This is a genomic window from Nostoc sp. (assembly GCF_036917465.1).
GTDB lineage: Bacteria > Cyanobacteriota > Cyanobacteriia > Cyanobacteriales > Nostocaceae > Nostoc.
In genome coordinates this window covers 80,801-101,254 of record NZ_JBALDL010000086.1, presented here as the reverse complement: position 1 = coordinate 101,254, position 20,454 = coordinate 80,801, and the positions used below count along the sequence as shown (strand labels likewise).

Genomic DNA, 20,454 nt, shown 5'->3' with positions numbered 1-20,454 from the left:
ATTAAGCTAAATAAAACTGCCAATGGTGTTTAATCCTGACTTTTTAAATGACAACTCCGAGGAACACCCTAATCAACTTCTTTCCGACCACTCTGAGGAATACCCCAATCAGTTACTCAAATATCTACAACATCAGTCTCCTGATGTTTTAGCGAGGATTGCTCAGTCTGCTAGCCCCGAAATTAAACAAATCATCTCGCAAAATGTCCAAGGGCTAGTAGGAATGCTCCCGGCAGAAAATTTCAACGTGCAAATCACAACAGATCGGGATAATTTAGCTGGGCTTCTAGCGTCGGCCATGATGACAGGGTATTTTCTGCGACAGATGGAACAAAGAATGCAGTTAGAGCATTTGTCTAATGGCCAATAATCAATAGTCAATAGTCAAACATTCTAGGACTAGTGACTAAATAATTCGTAATTCGTAATTCGTAGTTATAAAACGCTCGTAAGCGTTGCATTAGCGTTAGCGAGGAACGAGCATCCGTAGGAGCGTCTGACTCCCTCTATAGCGTACTGTACGGACAAACGATCTATACGTAGCGTCTACCTGAGTTCCTATGCGTTTGGTGTTCGCGTAAGTGTCGCAGACAAACCTTTCCTTCGCAAAGTATCATCCAATAGAAGAAGAGAAGGCTTTACGCTCCGGTATTATTGGAAGCTCGAACTCTCCACTGTCTAATTGACTACCAAATCAGATATTTTGGTGGTAACTCCTACGCCTTAATTACGAATTAAGTAGAGCGGCGTAAATAATTAAAGGTTTGTAGTGAGGACTTTAATCCTCACTACAAACTAATCTCAAGATTTTTTACATTACTTAATCTAGTTTGATTTATTCTCGCCTACTTACGTTAGCGTAGTGGGGCGTTCGCGCAGCGTCTCGCAGAGAAGCCCATTACGAATTATGAATTATTTTGAGCTATTTTCTTTCAGGATAAGCTCCTGATTGTACTTTGAAGGTTTGAATTTTCCCGCTACGGTTGACTTCGATAGCTAAAATGTCGCCAACTTTGCTGGACTCTACCAGCTTTTGAACTTGGGCTGAGGTTTTGACTGGTTTAGCGTTAACTTTTTGAATCACGTCTCCAGGAAGCAATCCTCCGCGCTTGGCTGGGGAATCACCTGTGACTGCTTTAATCACAATTCCAGCATCCTGCTGAATGTTCAGTTGATTTTCTTGATTAATCTGTTGTTTTCTACTAGGAGAAAGGTCTGCCATGTCAATACCTAAGAAGGGATGTTCCACACGCCCTTTGGTAAAAAGTTCATTGGCAATGCGGGCGGCGGTTTCAATGGGGATGGCAAAACCAAGTCCTTGAGCATCAGCGCGGATGGCAGTATTAACACCAATCACTTCGCCTTGAGCGTTTAACAAGGGGCCACCAGAATTACCAGGGTTAATTGCAGCATCAGTTTGGATAAAGGTGACTCGCTTATCTGGGACACCAACTTGAGTGCTAGTGCGATCGGTAGCGCTGACGATGCCAATAGTGACAGTATTATCTAAACCTAAAGGATTGCCAATTGCGATCGCCCATTCTCCTGGTATTAAGTTTTGCGAATTGCCTAGTTTCACAGTCGGTAAATTATTCGCTTTTATTTTTACCACCGCCACATCTGTCACAGTATCAACTCCTACTACCTTTCCCTCTAAACTTCGACCATCCTTGAGGGTGACTAGTACTGTATCTGTATCTGCTACCACATGAGCGTTAGTGAGTAATTCCCCATCCTCGCTCAAAATAAATCCCGATCCTGTACCGCGCTCAATCCGTTCTTCGGGAATTGGTTGCTCATCCTCTCCGAAAAATCGCCGCAAGAGGGGATTTTTTAAAGCATCAGAGATCGGATTAGCTACTTTGCGAGTGGCATTAATTCGCACCACAGCCGGGCCAACTTTTTGCACTGCCATCGCAATAAAATTTACATTATCGCCTCCAGTAGCTGCAATTCCACCGTTAGGAGAATTTGGCACTACAGATTCTGGAGGGGAAGCCATTGTTACATTTCTTAACTGTTGGAATGAGGGATTTTGTAGCAGAAGATAGCGACTGCCAAACAAACCTGCACCACAGCCGAACACTAGTAAGAACACATAAACGCCTAGTTGCTTTAAAGATAACTTCATAATCATTCTGCTTAAGAGAGCAATGCAGTTGCTAATTTCTAAGTGTAGTCAAGCTAACGGGAAGTGGACAGATCAATTTACTAGGAATTAGGAATTGGGAATTGGGAATTGGGAATTGGGAATTGGGAATTAGCTATGGTTCAATAGTTCTTCCCCTGCTCCCTGCTCCCTGCCCCCTCATCTCCCCAATCTCCATACTCTGCATCTAAAATCTAAAGTTAATGCGCTTTTGACCTGTATACATGACTTTATCCTTTCGTCAACTTTTTCTCTGTAGCTTAATTAGCACCTTGGGACTAGTAAGCACACTGCCAAACTTGAAAAGTGCTAACGCTGCTGTAGGTGGTTGCCCAACTCCAGCACTATCTCGCTTCCAACGCCATAAAGTTGTTCGTGGCGAAACTTTAGAGAGCATAGCGCAGCGCTATAATCTCATTCCTACAACTATTATTGGCATGAATCCAGCTTTGCAGAATGGTGCGATGCCTACGGTGGGTTCCACCAACGCACCTGTTGGTAGTGTGCTTCAAATTCCTCCCTACAATGGGATTGTAGTTGAAGTGCCTCGCGGTCAAACTTGGCGGCAAGTGGCAGCACAATACAAAGTCCGGGCTGATAGCCTTTTTGAAGTGAATGGCTGCCAACAAAACCCCAGAATTGTGTTTGTTCCGGGGGTAAATTGGTCGCCCAATGGGGTTGTAACTAAATCCCCTTTAGCTACTGATGCAGGTACGCCAAACCGTGCATCCCTGTCTGGATATCCCTTGGCACAAGTCGCAACTGTGGGATTAGCTTACGGCTGGCAAATTAATCCGGCGACAGGTGAAGTTTTCTTCCATAGTGGTGTTGACTTATTAGCACCAGTTGGTAGTAATGTAGTAGCGATCGCATCTGGAACCGTAGCCTTTGCTAACGATCAAGGTTCTTATGGCAAGTTGGTCATTATTAACCACCCTGGCGGACTCCAAAGCCGCTATGCCCAGCTTGACAGTATTAAAGTTACTGTCGGTCAGCAAGTAAAAAAAGGAGACTTACTAGGAACAGTAGGCACTACTGGAAAACCAACTTCCACTCAACCCCATCTCCATTTTGAAGTCCGTTCTACCTCATCTCTGGGTTGGGTAGCACAAGATCCAAAAGATTATTTGAAGAAATGAAGAGTATGGGATGAGGGAGACAAAGAAATAACCAATGCCCCATGCCCTACGCCCTACGCCCAAATTCAATATTTTCGTTAGATTTTACAATGTGCATTCCTGCCTCTGCAAACCTTGCAAATGCTGCATCTGCCTGCTCTGTGTAGTCCAAAATACCAGGGACAACAACGGGCGAAGTGCAATCTTCTAAGAGATAGATTTTTTTCGCAAGGGTCGCATCTACCTGTTTAATTTCTGTCAATAAATCGTCAATTGTCCAGGCGACACAATGACTTTTAGCTTGACCACCAATAATTACTGCATCAAATTCTAAAAGCTGCTTAATTAAACGAGTATTTTTTTCACCAAGTGGACGCTGCTCAAAATCTTCCAACACTTCTGGACGTAAAATAGAATAATTTTCTGTTAGGGAATTTTCACCTTTGATTTCAAATTGCGTCTGACTTTGACGAGCAATGTTGTGAAAAAATATTGCTTCTTCTACCGATGAAACTAAAGCATGACCTATACCACCTAACATAGAATGATAAGGCCAAATTGTGAGCGGATATTTACCGTCTTGACTGAGTTTTCTAATGTAATGGTAAGCGTGTTTTTCTAATAATTCATAATCCCCGTTAGTAACACTGTCAGCAACTGCTGGATTAACCTTCCAGATACCTTGTTCAATGTCTGCTGTGGTGATGTTAGTCGCGGCTGGAGTCGGATGTTCTCCGGCGGCGTTCACCCAAAAAATGGGATGGAAGATTTGCGTTGCTGTGTGGGTGTCTAAAGTCGGTACAATTTTTGTAATTACTCCCAAGTTACGATAGATAAATTCACACAATCTGACGTTATCATCCACAGCCCCATTCCCAGATTTTCCACCTACAAATAATTCAAATCCTGGAATACAGAAAGTGTTTTGGACATCAATTAACAATAGACAAATCCGGGTTTTATCTAAAGATGCTGGTTTAATATCGTGTTGTTTTGCCCAGACTTCAGCTTTTGCAGCACTTTCTTGGTAAGGTACACGCCAGACTTCGCCCACTTTGTCGGGGTTGAAGTGAGGGGAAATTGGTAGTGGGGTTTTTATTTGGGTATTCATCTAAAATCTCTACTTATTTTCTAATTATTAGACTTGCTTTAGTTAAGGATAATAATGAATTTAGTAAACATCATCGTGAGAACCTAAAGTTAGCAACAAATGCTTTCTGGAATGTGGATGTTTTTTCTAGCATGGGCGTGAGTTAAACAATTTGGTGATAATTCCAATTTAACTGTTGGTAGTTGCGATCGCTTAATAGTATATTTGTATTATAAAATAACAGATTTACTATCTTCCTCAGTTTCGACTAGATAAGTATCATTTAATCCTCGCTTGTATAACTTCCAGCTATGAGGCTGAAAAATCACATAGTTACAGAGTACAGTGGTAATTAAAGCTGCACCATCGAGAATTGAGTTACTTACAGGTATCAAAGGTTGCGTGATAGAATTATTGGCGCTGCTGATAGTATTTGTAACTGAGTAAGAGAGCGATCGCTTCATTAAGTCTCACTAAGGTTTAAGAACTTTTATTTCTTTGCCTGACTCATTCTCTATTTTTTTCTATCTAATCGCCCAAAAGAGGCACTAGCTGTGGCAATCTGGAAAACAGAGATTTATCAAATCTGATATTTTTAGCCACAGCAAATTTACCTAATCAGGTTATGCAAACTCTGCCCATAGTAGATACTTCAAATACTACATCAAGCCAACCTACCTTTGATACAACTATCAAGCGGCGTAAAACCCGTCCCGTAAAGGTAGGAAATGTCACCATTGGCGGTGGCTACCCCGTTGTAGTGCAGTCAATGATTAACGAAGACACCCTTGATATTGATGGTTCTGTGGCTGGTATTCGTCGTCTGCACGAAATTGGCTGCGAAATTGTCCGTGTCACAGTGCCAAGTATGGCTCATGCTAAAGCTTTAGCAGAAATTAAACAAAAATTAATAAAAACTTACCAAGACGTGCCAATTGTGGCTGATGTCCATCACAATGGGCTGAAAATCGCTGTGGAAGTCGCCAAGCACATAGAAAAAGTGCGAATTAATCCGGGGTTGTATGTCTTTGAAAAGCCCAACGTTAATCGAACTGAGTATACTCAATCCGAATTTGACGAAATTGGCGAAAAGATCCGCGAAACCCTAGAACCTTTAGTACTTTCTTTGCGCGATCAAGATAAATCAATGCGAATTGGGGTAAATCACGGTTCTCTAGCCGAGAGGATGCTATTTACCTACGGTGACACCCCAGAAGGAATGGTGGAATCTGCCATAGAATTCATTCGCATCTGTGAATCTTTGGATTTCCACAACTTAGTAATTTCGATGAAAGCCTCACGAGTACCGGTGATGCTAGCCGCCTATCGCCTCATTGCCAAGCGCATGGATGAACTGGGTATGGATTATCCGCTACATTTAGGCGTTACCGAAGCTGGTGATGGCGAATACGGGCGAATTAAATCCACGGCTGGTATTGCAACCTTACTTGCTGATGGCATTGGCGATACAATCCGCGTGTCATTGACAGAAGCACCAGAAAAAGAAATTCCCGTTTGTTACAGCATTCTCCAAGCTTTGGGATTGCGAAAAACGATGGTGGAATATGTCGCTTGTCCTTCCTGTGGACGCACTTTGTTTAACCTAGAAGAAGTCCTGCACAAAGTCAGGGAAGCTACTAAACACCTGACTGGGCTGGACATAGCAGTTATGGGTTGCATTGTCAATGGCCCCGGTGAAATGGCAGATGCCGACTATGGTTATGTAGGCAAAACACCTGGTTACATTTCTTTGTATCGGGGTCGAGAAGAGATTAAAAAAGTCCCAGAAGACAAAGGTGTAGAGGAATTAATTAACCTCATTAAGTCCGATGAACGCTGGGTAGAACCGTAGAGGGAGCAGGGGGCAGGGGGCAGGGGAGGCAGGGGGAACAGGGGGAGAAGAACTATTAATTATTGCCCAATTCTCAATTCCCAATTCCCAATTCTTAAAACTTTTGCATTGATGACGACCAATGTCGCCGCATTGTCAAGTATTTTGTTTAAATTAGGATACATGCTCGGTCTTTACAGTATAAGCCTGTGTTAGATTGAGCATACTGACTATATATTATTTTCCCTCTGACGCAGCTGTCATTATGGTGATTACAAAAAGTAGGCTTGTTTTGGGTGCTACGGCGGTGACACTCTCCACCATCGCAGTTACTAGCCTTGGCATTCATTCCCGAGGTCAAGCTTTATTTAAAGCAAGTCCCAAACAAATAGTAGATGAAGTTTGGCAAATTGTTCAGCGCCAATATGTAGACGGTACTTTTAATCAGGTAGATTGGCAGGCTGTTCGTAAGGAGTACTTAAGCAAGTCCTACAGTAATCCCCAAGAAGCGTATAAGTCCATTCGGGAAATGCTCAAAAAGCTGGATGACCCATACACCCGGTTTATGAACCCAGAGGAATTCAAGAATATGCAAGTGGATACCTCTGGAGAATTGATAGGGATTGGCATCACTATCAGTCAAGATGAAAAAACTAAGCAACTTGTTGTAATTGCGCCAATTGAAGACACACCAGCATTTAAAGCTGGTGTTTTGGCAAAAGATGTTATCCTCAAAATCGACAACAAAAGCACCAAGGGGATGGATACTAATCAAGCAGTATCCCTGATTCGGGGTGAAGCAGGATCGCAAGTCAGCTTAACGATTCAGCGAGACGGTCAGACAAAACAATTTGACATCAAACGGGCGCGGATTGAAATTCATCCAGTTAAATATTCCCAAAAGCAAACTCCAGCAGGTAATCTTGGCTACATTCGTCTGAACCAGTTCAGCGCCAATGCTGGTAAAGAAATGCAAACAGCTATCAAGGATTTAGAAAGCAAAAAGGTAGCTGGATATATTTTGGATCTACGTGGTAATCCCGGCGGCTTACTGTTCTCTAGTGTAGACATTGCCCGGATGTGGATAAATAAAGGTAAGATTGTCTCCACCGTTGAACGCCAAGGAGAGGCAGAAAAAGAAGAGGCAAACGGACGCGCCTTGACGGATAAACCTTTGGTGGTGCTGGTAGATAAAGGTTCAGCTAGTGCCAGTGAAATTCTTTCAGGGGCTTTGAAAGACAACAAGCGTGCTACTTTGGTTGGTACTCAAACCTTTGGTAAGGGACTAGTGCAATCAGTACGTCCCTTAGAAGATGGCTCAGGATTAGCGGTAACAATTGCTCATTACTATACCCCCAACGGTACAGATATTAATCACAAAGGTATTAATCCAGATGTGAAGGTAGAGTTAACCAAAGAGCAGATGCAGGAATTATGGCTCCATGAACGCGATAAACTCGCTACTCTAGCAGATCCACAATTCGCTAAAGCAGTGGAAGTTATAGGTAAAAAAATTGCTGCTAAGGACACACCCACAGCAAAAAAATGAAGATTTAAGAATAAAGTTAGGAGTCAGTGGTCATGAGTTAGGAATAAAAACCATCATTTTTAACTCCTGTAGAGACGCGATTAATCGCGTCTCTACTCCTAACTTAAACTGGTTGGCACTTTCCAGCCCTAATCAGTCCGACACGCCGAGCGATCGCTTCTCCTTGCGAACTAAAAGGGCCCCACTGTTCTATAATCTCGGAATTATCGTCGCCAACTTTGTCGCTGGTGACAATTTCGCAGTTTCCAGCAGAGTGCTTGACAATATACCAAGTTTGTGAATCATCCATGCTTGAAACAAAAAATTTGTTTTTACAGTAAAAATTTTACGCTATAAAAAAAGCATTTCCGCATAGGTGCGTAAATATCTCAAAGGAAAAGTCAATTCAGTACTTTTAATTTATCTCAGTAATATAATTTTTTCTTAAAAAAAAATTATATTACTGATTAGATGTATAAATATTGGTATGCGTAGAGATGAAAATTTGAGAGCGATCGCTCATCAAAAAATATACTTTTTTTATTGTTAACTCTTGCCAAATAAAGATTTTCTGATTTTGTATTACTCCATATTTAGCATTCTAAAATTTTTTATTTTTGTATCACTGAATGCTTGATATTGAAGCGAAGAACTTGGACACTGTTTTTGTAATCAAGAGTGCAAAAACGTGAAAAAAATCAAGATTTTGAAGTTTCTACTGCCATTCGTGACGGTGGTTTTATTCATAATTGGGTTAGCACAGATTGTACCAGCCCAGTCATCAGTAAGTGTTCATTTAACCCTTGGCAACCCTAGCAACGCTGGAACTTCTAGCCAAAATAATTACTTATTGGTAAAACCACAATATGTAATTGGTTACAACTGCGGAATAGGTAGACCAAATTGGGTGTCTTGGCAGTTGAATAATAGTTGGTTAGGTAGCACACCGAGACAAGATACTTTTCGGGCTGATACAACACTTCCTTCTGGTTGTTATCAAGTTCAATCTACCGATTTTAGTGGAAGTGGATTCGATCGCGGTCACATGACACCCAGTGCTGACAGGACTAGTAGTGTTACTAATAATTCTGCCACTTTTTTGATGAGTAATATGATTGCTCAAGCTCCAGATAACAATCAGGGAATTTGGGCAAACTTAGAGGATTATGCCAGAACTTTAGTAGGACAGGGTAAAGAACTCTATATCATATCTGGTGGATATGGGATAGGCGGTAATGGTTCTAACGGAACGTTCTCTACAATAGCTAATGGACGGGTTCAAGTGCCTAACAGAACCTGGAAAATTATTGTTGTATTGAATACTCCTGGTTCAGGTCTTGCTGGTGTCACAACTAGCACCAGAGTCATTGCTGTCAATATTCCTAACGCCCAAGGCGTGCGAACAGCGAATTGGAAAAACTATCGGGTTAGCGTTGATTCATTAGAATCCCTAACTGGATACGATTTTCTCTCACAAGTTTCAACATCTATTCAGTCTGTAATAGAAGCACAAGTCGATACTTTATAAGTTGGGTTGAAGAAGAATTCAGAATTCAGGAGCGGAGTCGGAGACACTCCGCCTCTGGTTAGAATCAAGATACTGTGGGTAGCTTGCTACCCACAGGGGTACATGAACTCGCTCTAAGAGTTACGATGCCGCAGGTTTTACGTTACGCTATCTGCTAGAAGTACAGAATATCCAACTGAATTCTAACTCCTGAATTCTGATTTTGATAACGAGAAAGCCTAGCCATCTGTGCAGCTAGGCTTTTGTTTAAAGAAATTTTCAACCTGTTACTAGGTTTCAACTAGTTTTGTAACTACTCCAGCTAAGTCACCGTCTTTAGTTTGTCCGATGATATAAGCGTCAATATTTATTTGTCCAACACGATAAACCTTGATGTCACTAAGATTATCTTTAAGTGTCTGAATAAGTGTTTGAAATTTTTTAACATCTTGTTTCTGTAATTCATTGTGCCACTCTTGCTCAAATGCACAATTACGAAAAAGATAGTCCAACTCTACTACTTCGATTGGCAGGTTTTGAGAACCTCTTAGCTGTAATATCTTCTCCTGTGTTGCAGGTGCAGCACCTTCCCATTGAACAACCTCAAAAGGGTAATCAGACTCGCTCATCATTAACAAGCCAGTACTAGCTTCCTTCAGTTTTTCGACAATCTCGCCGCTCATAGTCATCAGTTTCTAGCAACGCTTATACTGTATCATTCAGCCAGCAGCAAGGTAGAAAGCCGAAAGAGAGATATACTAACTATTCATTCTATTTCTAGCGATCGCTAATCAGAAAATTTTATGGCTTTGAAGCTCCCGTGTCTGGCTGGATTAAGATAGGTACTCCGCCTTTTTCCGAACCAATAATTACAATTTTAGAATTATTAGATTGAGCTAGCTTTTCTGTGGCTTCAATCGCTCGTAGTTGTAGCACTTGGTTAGTCAGTCCACTAGAGATAATTTTTTGGGAATCAGCAATGCCTTGTGCTTCAATCCGCTTCCGTTCTGCCTCTTGACGCTCTTTTTCTAAAACAAATTTCATCTGCTGATTTTCTTGTTCTACCTTGAGTTTGTTTTGAATTGCAGCTTGCAGAACATTAGGCATTTTGACGTTTCGTAAAAGAGCTTCTTCAACGATGAAACCTAAAGTGGGTATCTCCTGGGTGAGTTGTTGGTCTATTTTTTGAGCGATTTCTTGGCGTTTGGTAGAGTATATAGCACTAGCTGGGTAATTGGCTGTGATGGCGCGAACAGTAGAGCGGAATCTGGAAATTACCAGTTGGGTTTCGTCAGTTCCAATCGTTTTATATACTGTTGGAGCTTTTTGCGGATCTAGTTTGTATTGAAGACTGATATCAAGATTTAGGCTCAAACCTTCCTGAGATGTTACATCAACGTTTTCTTTGACATCTTTAAGGCGAGTGGAAAAATTCAGCACCTTATTAAAGGGATTTACCAAGTGGACACCAGGAGCAAGGGTATTGTCGTCAACTTGACCAAAAAAGTTGACGATACCGACATTGCCTGGTGGTACAATTACCAAAAGTCTGGAGATCGAATTAAAGACTGCAATAATGCCAATCAATATTGTAATAGCGCGTACTGCTAAACGCGATCTTTCGCCAGATATCTTACCTGTATTCAGATAAACGAGAACTGCAATCAGGCTGGTTAAAAGAGAGAATATAAAGCCCATGAGTTTTGTGTTTGTGGTTAAGACGTGTATGCTTAATCACATAACTCCCAGACGCTTTTATGAAACTAATAAGCTGTCGTGTATTTAATTTGCACAGCTAGGGCGGGCAAGATGCCCACCCCACAAGATTAGATAATTTGTTTCTTGGAAATCCCTTAACTGGCAATATCGAACAGATGATATAGTCTAGTGTTCTTGGATAGCTGCTGCTTTGGGAAGAAACTGAATTCTGGGATCTGGCATGAAATTGTATCTCAAATACAATCCTCCCCAGACAAACAGGGTAATTAACAATGCACCAATACCAAGGGGACTGGGAAGCCAGAAAACCGCTTCTATATGGTTAAGTTGCCCAGGTTGGAGTCTCCACACCAGTTGATTACCATTTTTTTCTGGTTCAATAGCAGTTTCAGTTAGTTGAATGTTTTTAGCTCCCCAAGGAGTCTTCAAGCTAAATTCCAAGTCGAGAATTGAACCAGCATTAGCCAGAACATTACCTCTGCTGGCAATTAGGGAGAGCGATCGCAAATCCAAATCATAAATTAACCGATTTCGGACTAAAAGTAAAAAATAATTCTGCTCTAAGAGGACGTTTGATTCAATTTTCGGCAGTTCTGAGTCAGATTTGCTCTGCACAGATTCAGAGGGTTGATTTCCCCCGGAATTAAAAAACTCGTTAAACTTCTCTTGCAATTCCCTACCACTACTAAAGGGAATTGTGACGATGATTTCTTCTTGGGAAACTCGCTGCGTTTTACCTTCTAATTGACGGGCGCGGCGTTCTATGCTGTTCAACCATTCGTACACAGAATCACCGCTAAAACTGGTTAGCCGCTCTCCCAATTTTATATGCTGTACTAGTTCGCCACTGTTTGAATTGTCAAAGTTAAGCCCCATATCGTACTTAACACAGCCAGTCAGTAACAGTGATGTTAACAGCACTAGCCACAAAATAAAATTTCGCATCGGGAAGTTGCGGTTAATTTGGTTTCGACCATTTAGTGACAAGACAAAACTAAATGGTCTAATTAACCACCAGAAAATCTTTCCCAAAATTGAAGAATTTGAAACCATAAATTTCCCCAAAAGTCAACAGATTTTAAATTTTAGGTCGCACCTTTGGTACGCTTCCAGCGCAACTTGGGTTTTGAATTGCCCTTACCGATAAACGGATCAAGGTCGAAGATTTTAAATTTTGAATTTTGGTTCATGTCTCACCCGCAAGGATTGAGGCATTAACCAAAAGAATCTTAAATCTCAAATCCAAAATCCAAAAGTGGTATCAGCCAGGGGTTCCTGAAAAATTCAACCAAACTAAGTACGAAATGGTTAAACCAATAGCAATTAGCGCCACCCAGATAAAGCGATTATCCCTTGTATTGACCTGACTGAGGTCAACAAATTCTGGCTCTGTGGCTTTAGGCTTCTGCTGGACAGAAGATTTAGTAGGTTTAGCAGTCACAGAAATTTTGAGTTCATTATCTGGTAATGTGTCCAAATCGGGGATTTGAGTCATCCATTCACTAGGTCTTTTCAGCTTTGGTGCTTTTAAGATGTAAACCATCTGTCGGGCTTGTTTGCTGGTTTCAATATAGGGATGGCGTTTGAGTCTTTCGCAAAGAGCGATCGCATCATCCGTGCGTCCAGCCGCTTCATAAGCTGTCACCAGAGAAATTTCTACTTCACCCCCAAAGCGAGAATTACGAGCTATTAGGGCGCTGGCCTTTTCTAAATTTTCTACGGCTTCGCGGTATCGCCCATTTTCAAAGGCAATTTTCCCCGTCTGATAGAAGGTTTTAGCAATTTCTAAACTTTCTGCACTCACGTCTTATATAAAAATTAGCACTATTTTAATTTTGCCAATGCAGCAACCTTTTTGGAATCTTTTCAAAGGCTGATAATTTGAAAGCAAATAAATTCCTAAAAAAATAATGGTTTTGGCTAAACTTTTGCGTAAGTACTGTATTAAAAACTCCGGTATCAAATTAGTGAGGATCAATGTCTGATGACAAGCTGCTTTGCACCTACGCATGTTTTCATTACCTGAACTCCGAGAGAATGCTCCCGCTACAACGCGAAGTGGAAAGAAGGGGAATCAATAATGCCCAATTCCCCATGCTCCATAAGCATCAAGAGGTAAACTGAGAACCGAGAATCATCGTCCCAATTCCAACGTCAGTAAAGATTTCTAGTAATAAGGCGTGGGGAATGCGACCATCAATGATGTGTGCTGCACGGACTCCTTGAGCAAGCGATCGCACACAACAATTAACTTTGGGAATCATCCCACCGCTAACTATACCATTGACAATCAACTCGCGGGCTTCGCGGATATCTACTTTCGGAATCAAAGTAGATTGGTCTTTGTAATCTTTTAAAATTCCACTAGTATCCGTCAGTAAAATTAACTTTTCTGCTCCTAGTGCCGCAGCGATTTCTCCAGCTACAGTATCGGCATTAATGTTATAAGCTTGCCCTGTCTCATCTGCGGCAACGCTAGATACTACCGGAATATAGCCATTGCTAGCGAGGGTGTCCAAAATCTTGATGTTAACATTACTGACTTCCCCCACGAAACCGATGTCTTCTTGACCTTGGGGACGGGCTGTAAATAGATTACCGTCTTTACCGCAAAGTCCTACAGCCAATCCCCCCGCTTGGTTAATTAGCGCGACAATTTCTTTGTTAACTCGACCAACTAAAACCATTTCCACCACATCCATTGTGGCGGCATCAGTGACTCGTAGACCATTTTTAAATTGTGGTTCGATGCCCAGCTTATCTAACCAACTGTTAATTTCTGGGCCACCGCCGTGTACTACTATGGGACGCAAGCCAACGCAGGATAAGAATACAATGTCGCGCATAACTTTGTCTTTGAGTGCGCTATCTTTCATCGCTGCGCCACCATATTTGACAACAACAGTGCGACCGGCAAATTGTTGAATATAAGGTAGTGCTTCGCTTAGTACACGTACACGAGTGGCTTCAGTTTGTCTGATGTATTCAGAATCGTTGACCGTCATGAGGAGCCGCCGTTGAGAGTTAAAACCTATTTCAGTAAGTGTAGAAGACTTTGTAACCTGTAACAATGTCTCACTCTACAAATTAACTATTCCCACTTGCCTGACAGAATAAGCAAGCGATCGCTCTTTCAAACCTCTAAAATTAAAATCATTCGGCTGAAGCTAGGGAATGAAAATGACCACGCTGCTAATTCAAACTGAAAGCACACCCCTAACGGTAAATTTCCCCTCGCTTGTGCAGATGACAAATGAGCAGTTCTACGAATTTTGCCAAGCCAATGGAGATTTGCGAATCGAGCGTACTGCCAATGGGGAAGTGATCATTATGCCACCAGCTTTTTCAGATACGGGCAACCGTAACTTTAACATTGCTGCACAGCTTGGGTCTTGGACTGAACAAGATGGCACTGGCATAGGCTTTGACTCCAGTACAGGGTTTACACTAGCCAATGGAGCAATGCGTTCCCCTGATGCTTCTTGGATTGAACTGGGGCGTTGGGATGTTTTAACAGATGCACAAAAAGCTTCATTTGCGCCAATTTGTCCTAGCTTTGTGATTGAGTTACGCTCCTCTAGCGACCGCCTGATAAAATTACAAGAGAAAATGCAGGAGTACATCGATAACGGTGCATCACTAGGCTGGTTAATTGATCGGCAGAATCGAAAAGTCTACATTTACCGTCCTAATCGAGAAGTTGAGATTTTGGAAAATCCCGAAGCAGTTAGTGGTAATCCAGAATTACCGGGATTTATCCTACGGATGACCAAAATTTGGTAATTTGAGTGTTCCTAACCTAATGAGAGACTTGTGGTTTGAGAACGCTAGGAATTACCTCAATTATTCTGTTGGCAATATCTTCAGGTGCTTCTCCCTCTTGGACGGTGATGTGCAAATCGGCTTGAGAGTAAAGTGGTGTTCGTTGTTCGAGGAGCGATCGCAATTTACCCTTGAGGTCAGCATCTTGCAAGAGTGGTCTGGTGGTATCCTCAGCTAAACGGCTGTAAAGTAGTTCAACTGGCACATCTAGCCACACTATCAAACCGTGGTGCAAGTAACCCCAATTTTCTCGCCGTAATACAATACCCCCACCGGTTGCGATCGTCAATTTTGTAAAAGCACAAACTTGTGAAAGCACGTCACTTTCTACCTGGCGAAACTCAGCTTCACCAACTTCTGCAAATAACTGATTGATAGATTTACCTGTTGCTTGGGTAATGACATCATCGGTATCCACAAACCCATAACCCAAATGCTTTGCGAGTAAGCACCCTACTGTCGTCTTACCAACGCCCATCATGCCAATTAAGTACAGGTTTACTCCCTGTAATAAGCTGCTCACCAGTTGCTTCGCTCCAATTATTAGTTCTGAGTTCTGAGTCACAGTTTCCAATTATAAACTCAACTACTCATACGTGCGTATTCAAGCGATACCTGGGTTTGGCTGCACCAATGCACTTGATTCGCTACAGCTTTGAACACTGACATTAGTAATTACCGCAGAAATATAACTACAAAAAAACCTCCGATAAATTTATTTTCAACGAGGGTTAAAGCTTTTCCTTTATCGATATCAAATTTACCTGTAACTTTTATAACTTTCGATTGTTTTTAGTTTCTACAAATTCATCTTCTATTTAAAAGCAATTAACTGCTGTTGTTAATGTATTTAAAATAACTCAAGCAATATTATAATATTTGATTTTTCAAAAAACTCAGTACAACAAAAAGAGCCTTTTTTCCGTTGCCTGTTGCCTTTGATAGCTAAATTAATTCAGAAATAAAAGTGGATTCATACAGATTTAACAATTATTCTGTGAAATTACTATAAAGAATCAACGATGAACTTTTAAGGGATGTAGCAAATATCCTGATGTAACCTGGTAATTGCCGTATATTAATCGCGATGCTTAACGAAAAAATTAATATAGCTTGTTTGAAACTTTATCGAAACAATTCCTGTCTATCTAAATATCCGAATTTTTACTTTGGTGGGTAATTTTAAGTATACACAATACTGTGTTTTTAATAGCACGGCATCATTAGTCTAAAAATCTAGTTATAACCAGTTCTTTCAATTAAATGTTTTCGATAGAGGTGTAAATCATGACTTATATCGTGCGATCGCTCAAGAAAGCGTTGTAAATTCAAAGTTTTGACACAAAAACTACTGTATATTTCACCCCAATAAGCCTGAATGAATAAATATAAGATGAATGAGGCGTCAACCATGAATCGAATTCGTGACGTAGTACAAAAAGCTTTAGCAACTGGCTATCTGACAGTGGAAGCTGAAAATCAACTACGACAATTGTTGACTACCCGATATGACTTGGAAGATTTTAATGCTTTCATGGCTTTGCAAGAAGCTGCTATGACTGGTAAGGTCAAGCAGGAGTCTAGAGAGCGGTGTGGCATCAAGTAGAGACGTAACACGCTACATCTCACCGACGGGAGGGTTTATCATCATCCTCAAAATCCTCATCATCAAAAAATTCCCAATCATCATCATCGGCTTGATTGGTAGTCGGCGGCTGATAAGGGGGAATAATTACGCGGTAATCGGCATCGTAAACCGATTCAGATTTTCCCGCAGCCGTATTTTTAGGCTCACGGTAGCTGTAGGAGTAAACTGAACCAGACTGAGAACTGCTTTTAGCTTCTGATTGACGTTCGTAAGTTTTAGAGTCTCTAGCAGGTTGAGCTTGAGGATTAGCTTTAGGCGCTGCTTCTGACTTTTCATCAAAGTTCCAATCATCATCTCTACTGCTATTTGTCTCCCAATCATCAAATTCATCACTAGCAGACTCTTCTTTTTTACTAGCTGGTGGTGGAGGACTGCTAGGGCGAGATGTAGATTCTTCTCTTTGGGTTGTCTTTGCACGAGGCGAAGTTGTATTTCGGCGTTCAGGAGTTTGGCGTGGTTCTGCTACAAAATAATTGGATAAGTTAAACAAGGTAGCAATGAATACAGACGTGAAAGCACCTATGGTAATACTGAACAAAATCCATATCGCTAGTGGTAATGGTTGAGTTCGCACGCCCAAAAATACTAGCGATAGGACAGGCGACCAATTTTGAACTAACAACAGCGTTAGTCCTCCCAGTAACGCCACCAATAGAATTAAGCGAATTACAGCCATAACAATTTTGTCAGTTGTCAGTTGTCAGTGATTAGTTGTCAGTGGTCAGTTGTCAGTCATCAGTCTGATTACTCTTCACTAATTACTGTTCACTGACTACTGACACTATCAGCCATCTCTATCATTACCTTTTTAGGACTATTGTGAAATTTCTGATGAGTCCACCGAGGGCGTTAGTGACGACCTTCCCACCTCTGAATTGGAATGCAGTCAATATCTAGTTGATCTAAAGCACGGGCAACTACAAAATCAACTAAATCCTCAATGGTTTGGGGATTATGATACCAGGCGGGAATAGCGGGGACAATTCTCACTCCAACTTCAGCTAAAGAGGTTAAGTTACGCAGGTGGATGAGGCTAAAAGGTGTTTCACGAGGAACAATAACCAATTTTCGCCCTTCTTTGAGTTGGACATCTGCTGCTCGTTCTAGTAAATCGGAACTCAAGCCAACGGCTAGCTTTGCCACTGTACTCATGCTGCATGGAATAATTATCATCCCCAGAGTAGCAAAGGAACCACTGGCAATCCCGGCTCCAACATCACCCCAAGGATGGCAGCGGAGTTTACCCGAAAGGGCAACTCCAGCTTGCTCTCGCCAAAATTGCTCTTGTGCGGTTGGTTCTGGTGGCATCCGAATTTCCTGTTCTGACTGCCAAACCATGTAAGTAGATTTAGAGGCAACCAATTCAATACTATAATCCGCTTCGAGCAAAAATTTGATCGCGCGAACAGCGTAAATCAGACCAGATGCGCCCGATACGCCTACAATGAGAGGCTTAGTGTTATTTGACACGTGAAATTTAGTTTATTTTACTCATCCTCAGAGTAAGGATCTAGGTCATCAGGCTCAATATCATTTGGTAAGTAGAGGTCTGAAAGCTCGTCATTGGAACCATTACCACTTAAACCTTTGGGTACGCCATCGCTGCCAACTGTTACCAAATCAATTTGCTGGCGGTAGTAATCGACACTCTTAACTTGCACGGCGACGCGATCGCCTAGTCTATAAGAAGCGCGATTTTTGCGACCAAACAGTGCTTGTTGTCTAGCGCGATATTCATACCAATCATCTTTGAGAGAACTGACGTGTACCAACCCTTCTACCCTCAAAGGCACACCAGGATTACTGCTGGATTCCACCTCGGCGGCTGGTACTTCAATTTCTACAAAGAAACCGTAGGATTGAACGCCAGTAATCACACCTTGAAATACCTGACCGATGCGTTGCTTCATCAGTTGGGCTTTTTGCAATCCGGCTAAATCGGCTTCAGCTTCTTGGACTTGTTTTTCTCGGTCGTTGAGTTGGACAATTACCCTAGTCAAATCGCTTTGCAGTTCTTGCTGCAATTCTGGGGGTAAAACGTTCCAGTTAATTTCCTCGTGGCTGGAGGAGTGGCGCAGGTTAACGCGCTCTCTCACACGGGTATTGCGGCGATCGCGTCCGTTTTCGAGTAGGCTGTAATACACTCTCTGCATCAACAAATCTGGGTAACGCCGCAAGGGAGCGCTAAAGTGAACATATTGCGGTAGTGCCAGACCAAAGTGAGATCCTTTGGTGGTGCTGTATGCCGACGGCTTGAGGGTATCTTGCAATAAGTAAGTCAGAACTTGCTCAGAGGGAGATTCCGCAAAAGCTGTGGTCAAATGCTGATAATCTAAAGGTTGGATATCGACTTCTGGATCTAGTGTGAGTTCAACCCCTAAATTGACTGCCAATTTCAGCATTTCCTGGACATCTTCGACATCGGGTGTGCCTTGGACTCGCCAGATAGCGGGAACACCAAGAGCATTTAAGTGAGTTGCAACCAGTTGATTAACTAACAGTACCAACTCCGTGAGTAGCGATCGCACTAGTAAATCATTCACCACCACAGCGCCGAGAATCCCTTCATCATAATAGGCGTTTTGGCTGGGCGGCAGATTCAACTGAAGGCTACCACGATTCAACCGTACCTGTTTTACGGCTGTTTGCAAGGCTTGGAGGTCTTGGAGGATTTGGGAAACCTGTGATGATTTATCTTGCGCTTCACCTGTAAGAATTGCTTGGGCAAGTTCTGTACTCAGTGCTGCCTCTACGTTAATTACACTGGGTTGAATTTCCCACTCCAACACTTCTCCCGATTGGGGATCAATTGTAATTAAAAAAGAGATAGTTAAGCGATCGCTCCCAGGTACTAAAGAACAGCGTTCTGCCACAACTGGGGGCAAAATGGGTAACACCAACTCTCCCAGATACACTGATTTGCCCCGTTTGAGCGCTTCTCTATCTAGGGCTTCATCAGGTTGGACATAGTGAGAAACATCGGTGATATGAACGCCCAAAAGCCAATTTCCGGCTAAGTTTTTTTCTAAACTAAAAGCGTTTTCTATAACTTTGGTATCACCATTTACCCCTTCAATAGTGAGAGTAAACAAATTACGCAAATCCAGCCGATTTTTCAGGTCTGCTTTGAGTAGCTTTTTAGGCAACTTGGCTGCGGCTTCTAAAACATGATCCGGAAAAGTCCGGGAAAGGTCGTGTTTGCACGTAACTAAATCTATATCAGCAGCGGCTTCAGCATCGCTACCGAGGATTTGTACCACTCGACCAAGGGGAGGATATTGTGCCAATGGGTAACGCAAAACTTCCACATGAACAAGGTGATCGATCGCTTCTTCTAACTTTGCCTCGTTAGGTTGGATCTTGAGTTCAAACAGCAATCGATCGTCTAAAGGCACAGCCCTAAAACCAGCTTCCACCTGCTTAATTCGTGCCAGTAATGTGTGGTTAGAACGTTCTAAAATCAGCTTTACCTCCCCTTCAGGAGAGCGACGGCGACTGCCTTCTTTGAGAACTCTTACCAAAACGCGATCGCCATTCCAAGCATTACTCAAATGACTTTCGCGGATGTAAATATCCTCGGCTCCTTCCACATCTTGAATAGCAAAGCAAAAGCCTTTACTAGAACAACGGAGTTTTGCCTCGATTATTCCCTCTTCTGAGACACGACGGTACTTGCCCCGTTCCTTCACTAAAATACCGATTTTTTCCAGAACATCTAAGGCAATGTGAAGTTTTTGTAAGCTTTTTTCATCTTCACAGCCAAGTTTCTTTTCTAAAACCTTCCGAGCTACCAATTTATCATCGGTGAAATTGGCAAGGAGTGTAGCGATTGAAAATTCCATGCAGTGAACCGACCTTTGGTCAAAAAATCATTTGTTGTTTAATCTGGTTCATTCCTGTATACCCTCACGGCTTACAGAAACAAGCTGGAAACGAATTGCCCCAAGGCAATGCTTCCTAAGTTCTAAGGAAAGGAAGCTAACCCAGCAAGAGCGGGAAACTACTCCCACAGTTCCGAGCAAAGGAAGCCCACCCACGGACA

At 42.1% G+C, this 20,454-nt stretch carries 21 protein-coding genes; 7 read left to right on the top strand and 14 right to left on the bottom strand.

Annotated elements, in window-relative coordinates:
• The first annotated feature begins 22 nt into the window (after positions 1-22).
• Positions 23-370: a DUF760 domain-containing protein gene (locus tag V7K38_RS21595; RefSeq protein ID WP_094333219.1), complete on the top strand. Its 348-nt coding sequence runs from the start codon at positions 23-25 to the stop codon at positions 368-370.
• A 552-nt stretch (positions 371-922) separates the two neighbouring features.
• Here the strand turns inward: V7K38_RS21595 and V7K38_RS21590 are convergent.
• Positions 923-2,131: an HhoA/HhoB/HtrA family serine endopeptidase gene (locus V7K38_RS21590; RefSeq protein ID WP_334860469.1), complete on the bottom strand. Its 1,209-nt coding sequence runs from the start codon at positions 2,129-2,131 to the stop codon at positions 923-925.
• 242 nt (positions 2,132-2,373) lie between these two features.
• Between V7K38_RS21590 and V7K38_RS21585 the strand changes: the two genes are divergently transcribed.
• Positions 2,374-3,288, top strand: coding sequence for a LysM peptidoglycan-binding domain-containing M23 family metallopeptidase (locus V7K38_RS21585; protein ID WP_334860468.1), 915 nt, complete (start codon positions 2,374-2,376; stop codon positions 3,286-3,288).
• A gap of 46 nt (positions 3,289-3,334) precedes the next feature.
• Here V7K38_RS21585 and V7K38_RS21580 read toward each other — a convergent pair whose 3' ends face one another.
• Complete coding sequence (locus V7K38_RS21580; protein ID WP_334860467.1) at positions 3,335-4,378, bottom strand: isochorismatase; 1,044 nt, start codon at positions 4,376-4,378, stop codon at positions 3,335-3,337.
• A gap of 209 nt (positions 4,379-4,587) precedes the next feature.
• Positions 4,588-4,821 carry a hypothetical protein gene (locus V7K38_RS21575; protein WP_334860466.1) on the bottom strand — a complete coding sequence of 78 codons (234 nt, stop codon included), beginning with the start codon at positions 4,819-4,821 and terminating at the stop codon, positions 4,588-4,590.
• A gap of 161 nt (positions 4,822-4,982) precedes the next feature.
• Here V7K38_RS21575 and ispG point away from each other — a divergent pair, with 161 nt between their 5' ends.
• Positions 4,983-6,209 carry a (E)-4-hydroxy-3-methylbut-2-enyl-diphosphate synthase gene (gene ispG / locus V7K38_RS21570; RefSeq protein ID WP_334860465.1) on the top strand — a complete coding sequence of 409 codons (1,227 nt, stop codon included), beginning with the start codon at positions 4,983-4,985 and terminating at the stop codon, positions 6,207-6,209.
• A 244-nt stretch (positions 6,210-6,453) separates the two neighbouring features.
• The gene (ctpC, locus tag V7K38_RS21565; RefSeq protein ID WP_334860464.1) at positions 6,454-7,737 is read left to right on the top strand and encodes a carboxyl-terminal processing protease CtpC; all 1,284 of its coding nucleotides are present in this window, start codon (positions 6,454-6,456) and stop codon (positions 7,735-7,737) included.
• 103 nt (positions 7,738-7,840) lie between these two features.
• Here the strand turns inward: ctpC and V7K38_RS21560 are convergent, their stop codons facing one another.
• On the bottom strand, positions 7,841-8,026 hold the full coding sequence (locus tag V7K38_RS21560) for a DDE transposase family protein (protein ID WP_334860463.1): 186 nt from the start codon (positions 8,024-8,026) through the stop codon (positions 7,841-7,843).
• 378 nt (positions 8,027-8,404) lie between these two features.
• On the opposite strand from V7K38_RS21560, the gene V7K38_RS21555 reads away from it, so the two are divergent.
• Positions 8,405-9,244, top strand: coding sequence for a DNA/RNA non-specific endonuclease (locus V7K38_RS21555; protein WP_334860462.1), 840 nt, complete (start codon positions 8,405-8,407; stop codon positions 9,242-9,244).
• Between the two features lie 269 nt (positions 9,245-9,513).
• Here the strand turns inward: V7K38_RS21555 and V7K38_RS21550 are convergent, their stop codons facing one another.
• The 5 genes from V7K38_RS21550 to argB form a co-directional block, all read right to left on the bottom strand.
• The gene (locus V7K38_RS21550; RefSeq protein ID WP_334860461.1) at positions 9,514-9,906 is read right to left on the bottom strand and encodes a nuclease A inhibitor family protein; all 393 of its coding nucleotides are present in this window, start codon (positions 9,904-9,906) and stop codon (positions 9,514-9,516) included.
• A gap of 118 nt (positions 9,907-10,024) precedes the next feature.
• Complete coding sequence (locus tag V7K38_RS21545; RefSeq protein WP_334860460.1) at positions 10,025-10,921, bottom strand: SPFH domain-containing protein; 897 nt, start codon at positions 10,919-10,921, stop codon at positions 10,025-10,027.
• A 186-nt stretch (positions 10,922-11,107) separates the two neighbouring features.
• The gene (locus tag V7K38_RS21540; RefSeq protein WP_334860459.1) at positions 11,108-11,995 is read right to left on the bottom strand and encodes a DUF3153 domain-containing protein; all 888 of its coding nucleotides are present in this window, start codon (positions 11,993-11,995) and stop codon (positions 11,108-11,110) included.
• Positions 11,996-12,203: 208 nt separating this feature from the next.
• Entirely contained in the window at positions 12,204-12,746 is a 543-nt protein-coding gene (locus tag V7K38_RS21535) for a hypothetical protein (protein ID WP_334860458.1), read from the bottom strand.
• Positions 12,747-13,050: 304 nt separating this feature from the next.
• Positions 13,051-13,947: an acetylglutamate kinase gene (gene argB, locus V7K38_RS21530; protein ID WP_334860457.1), complete on the bottom strand. Its 897-nt coding sequence runs from the start codon at positions 13,945-13,947 to the stop codon at positions 13,051-13,053.
• A gap of 175 nt (positions 13,948-14,122) precedes the next feature.
• Here argB and V7K38_RS21525 point away from each other — a divergent pair, with 175 nt between their 5' ends.
• Entirely contained in the window at positions 14,123-14,725 is a 603-nt protein-coding gene (locus V7K38_RS21525) for a Uma2 family endonuclease (RefSeq protein ID WP_334860456.1), read from the top strand.
• Between the two features lie 16 nt (positions 14,726-14,741).
• On the opposite strand, the gene V7K38_RS21520 is transcribed toward V7K38_RS21525, so the two are convergent.
• On the bottom strand, positions 14,742-15,287 hold the full coding sequence (locus tag V7K38_RS21520) for a shikimate kinase (RefSeq protein ID WP_334860671.1): 546 nt from the start codon (positions 15,285-15,287) through the stop codon (positions 14,742-14,744).
• A gap of 713 nt (positions 15,288-16,000) precedes the next feature.
• Positions 16,001-16,177 carry a hypothetical protein gene (locus V7K38_RS21515; RefSeq protein ID WP_334860455.1) on the bottom strand — a complete coding sequence of 59 codons (177 nt, stop codon included), beginning with the start codon at positions 16,175-16,177 and terminating at the stop codon, positions 16,001-16,003.
• On the opposite strand from V7K38_RS21515, the gene V7K38_RS21510 reads away from it, so the two are divergent.
• Positions 16,176-16,370 carry a hypothetical protein gene (locus tag V7K38_RS21510; RefSeq protein WP_012412449.1) on the top strand — a complete coding sequence of 65 codons (195 nt, stop codon included), beginning with the start codon at positions 16,176-16,178 and terminating at the stop codon, positions 16,368-16,370. The two genes, V7K38_RS21515 and V7K38_RS21510, sit on opposite strands and share 2 nt — an antisense overlap.
• A 19-nt stretch (positions 16,371-16,389) precedes the next feature.
• Here the strand turns inward: V7K38_RS21510 and V7K38_RS21505 are convergent, their stop codons facing one another.
• The 3 genes from V7K38_RS21505 to V7K38_RS21495 form a co-directional block, all read right to left on the bottom strand.
• Complete coding sequence (locus V7K38_RS21505; RefSeq protein ID WP_334860454.1) at positions 16,390-17,088, bottom strand: LapA family protein; 699 nt, start codon at positions 17,086-17,088, stop codon at positions 16,390-16,392.
• Between the two features lie 173 nt (positions 17,089-17,261).
• The gene (locus tag V7K38_RS21500; protein ID WP_334860453.1) at positions 17,262-17,882 is read right to left on the bottom strand and encodes a flavin prenyltransferase UbiX; all 621 of its coding nucleotides are present in this window, start codon (positions 17,880-17,882) and stop codon (positions 17,262-17,264) included.
• A gap of 17 nt (positions 17,883-17,899) precedes the next feature.
• Complete coding sequence (locus V7K38_RS21495; RefSeq protein WP_334860452.1) at positions 17,900-20,254, bottom strand: ribonuclease R family protein; 2,355 nt, start codon at positions 20,252-20,254, stop codon at positions 17,900-17,902.
• Positions 20,255-20,454 lie beyond the last annotated feature (200 nt).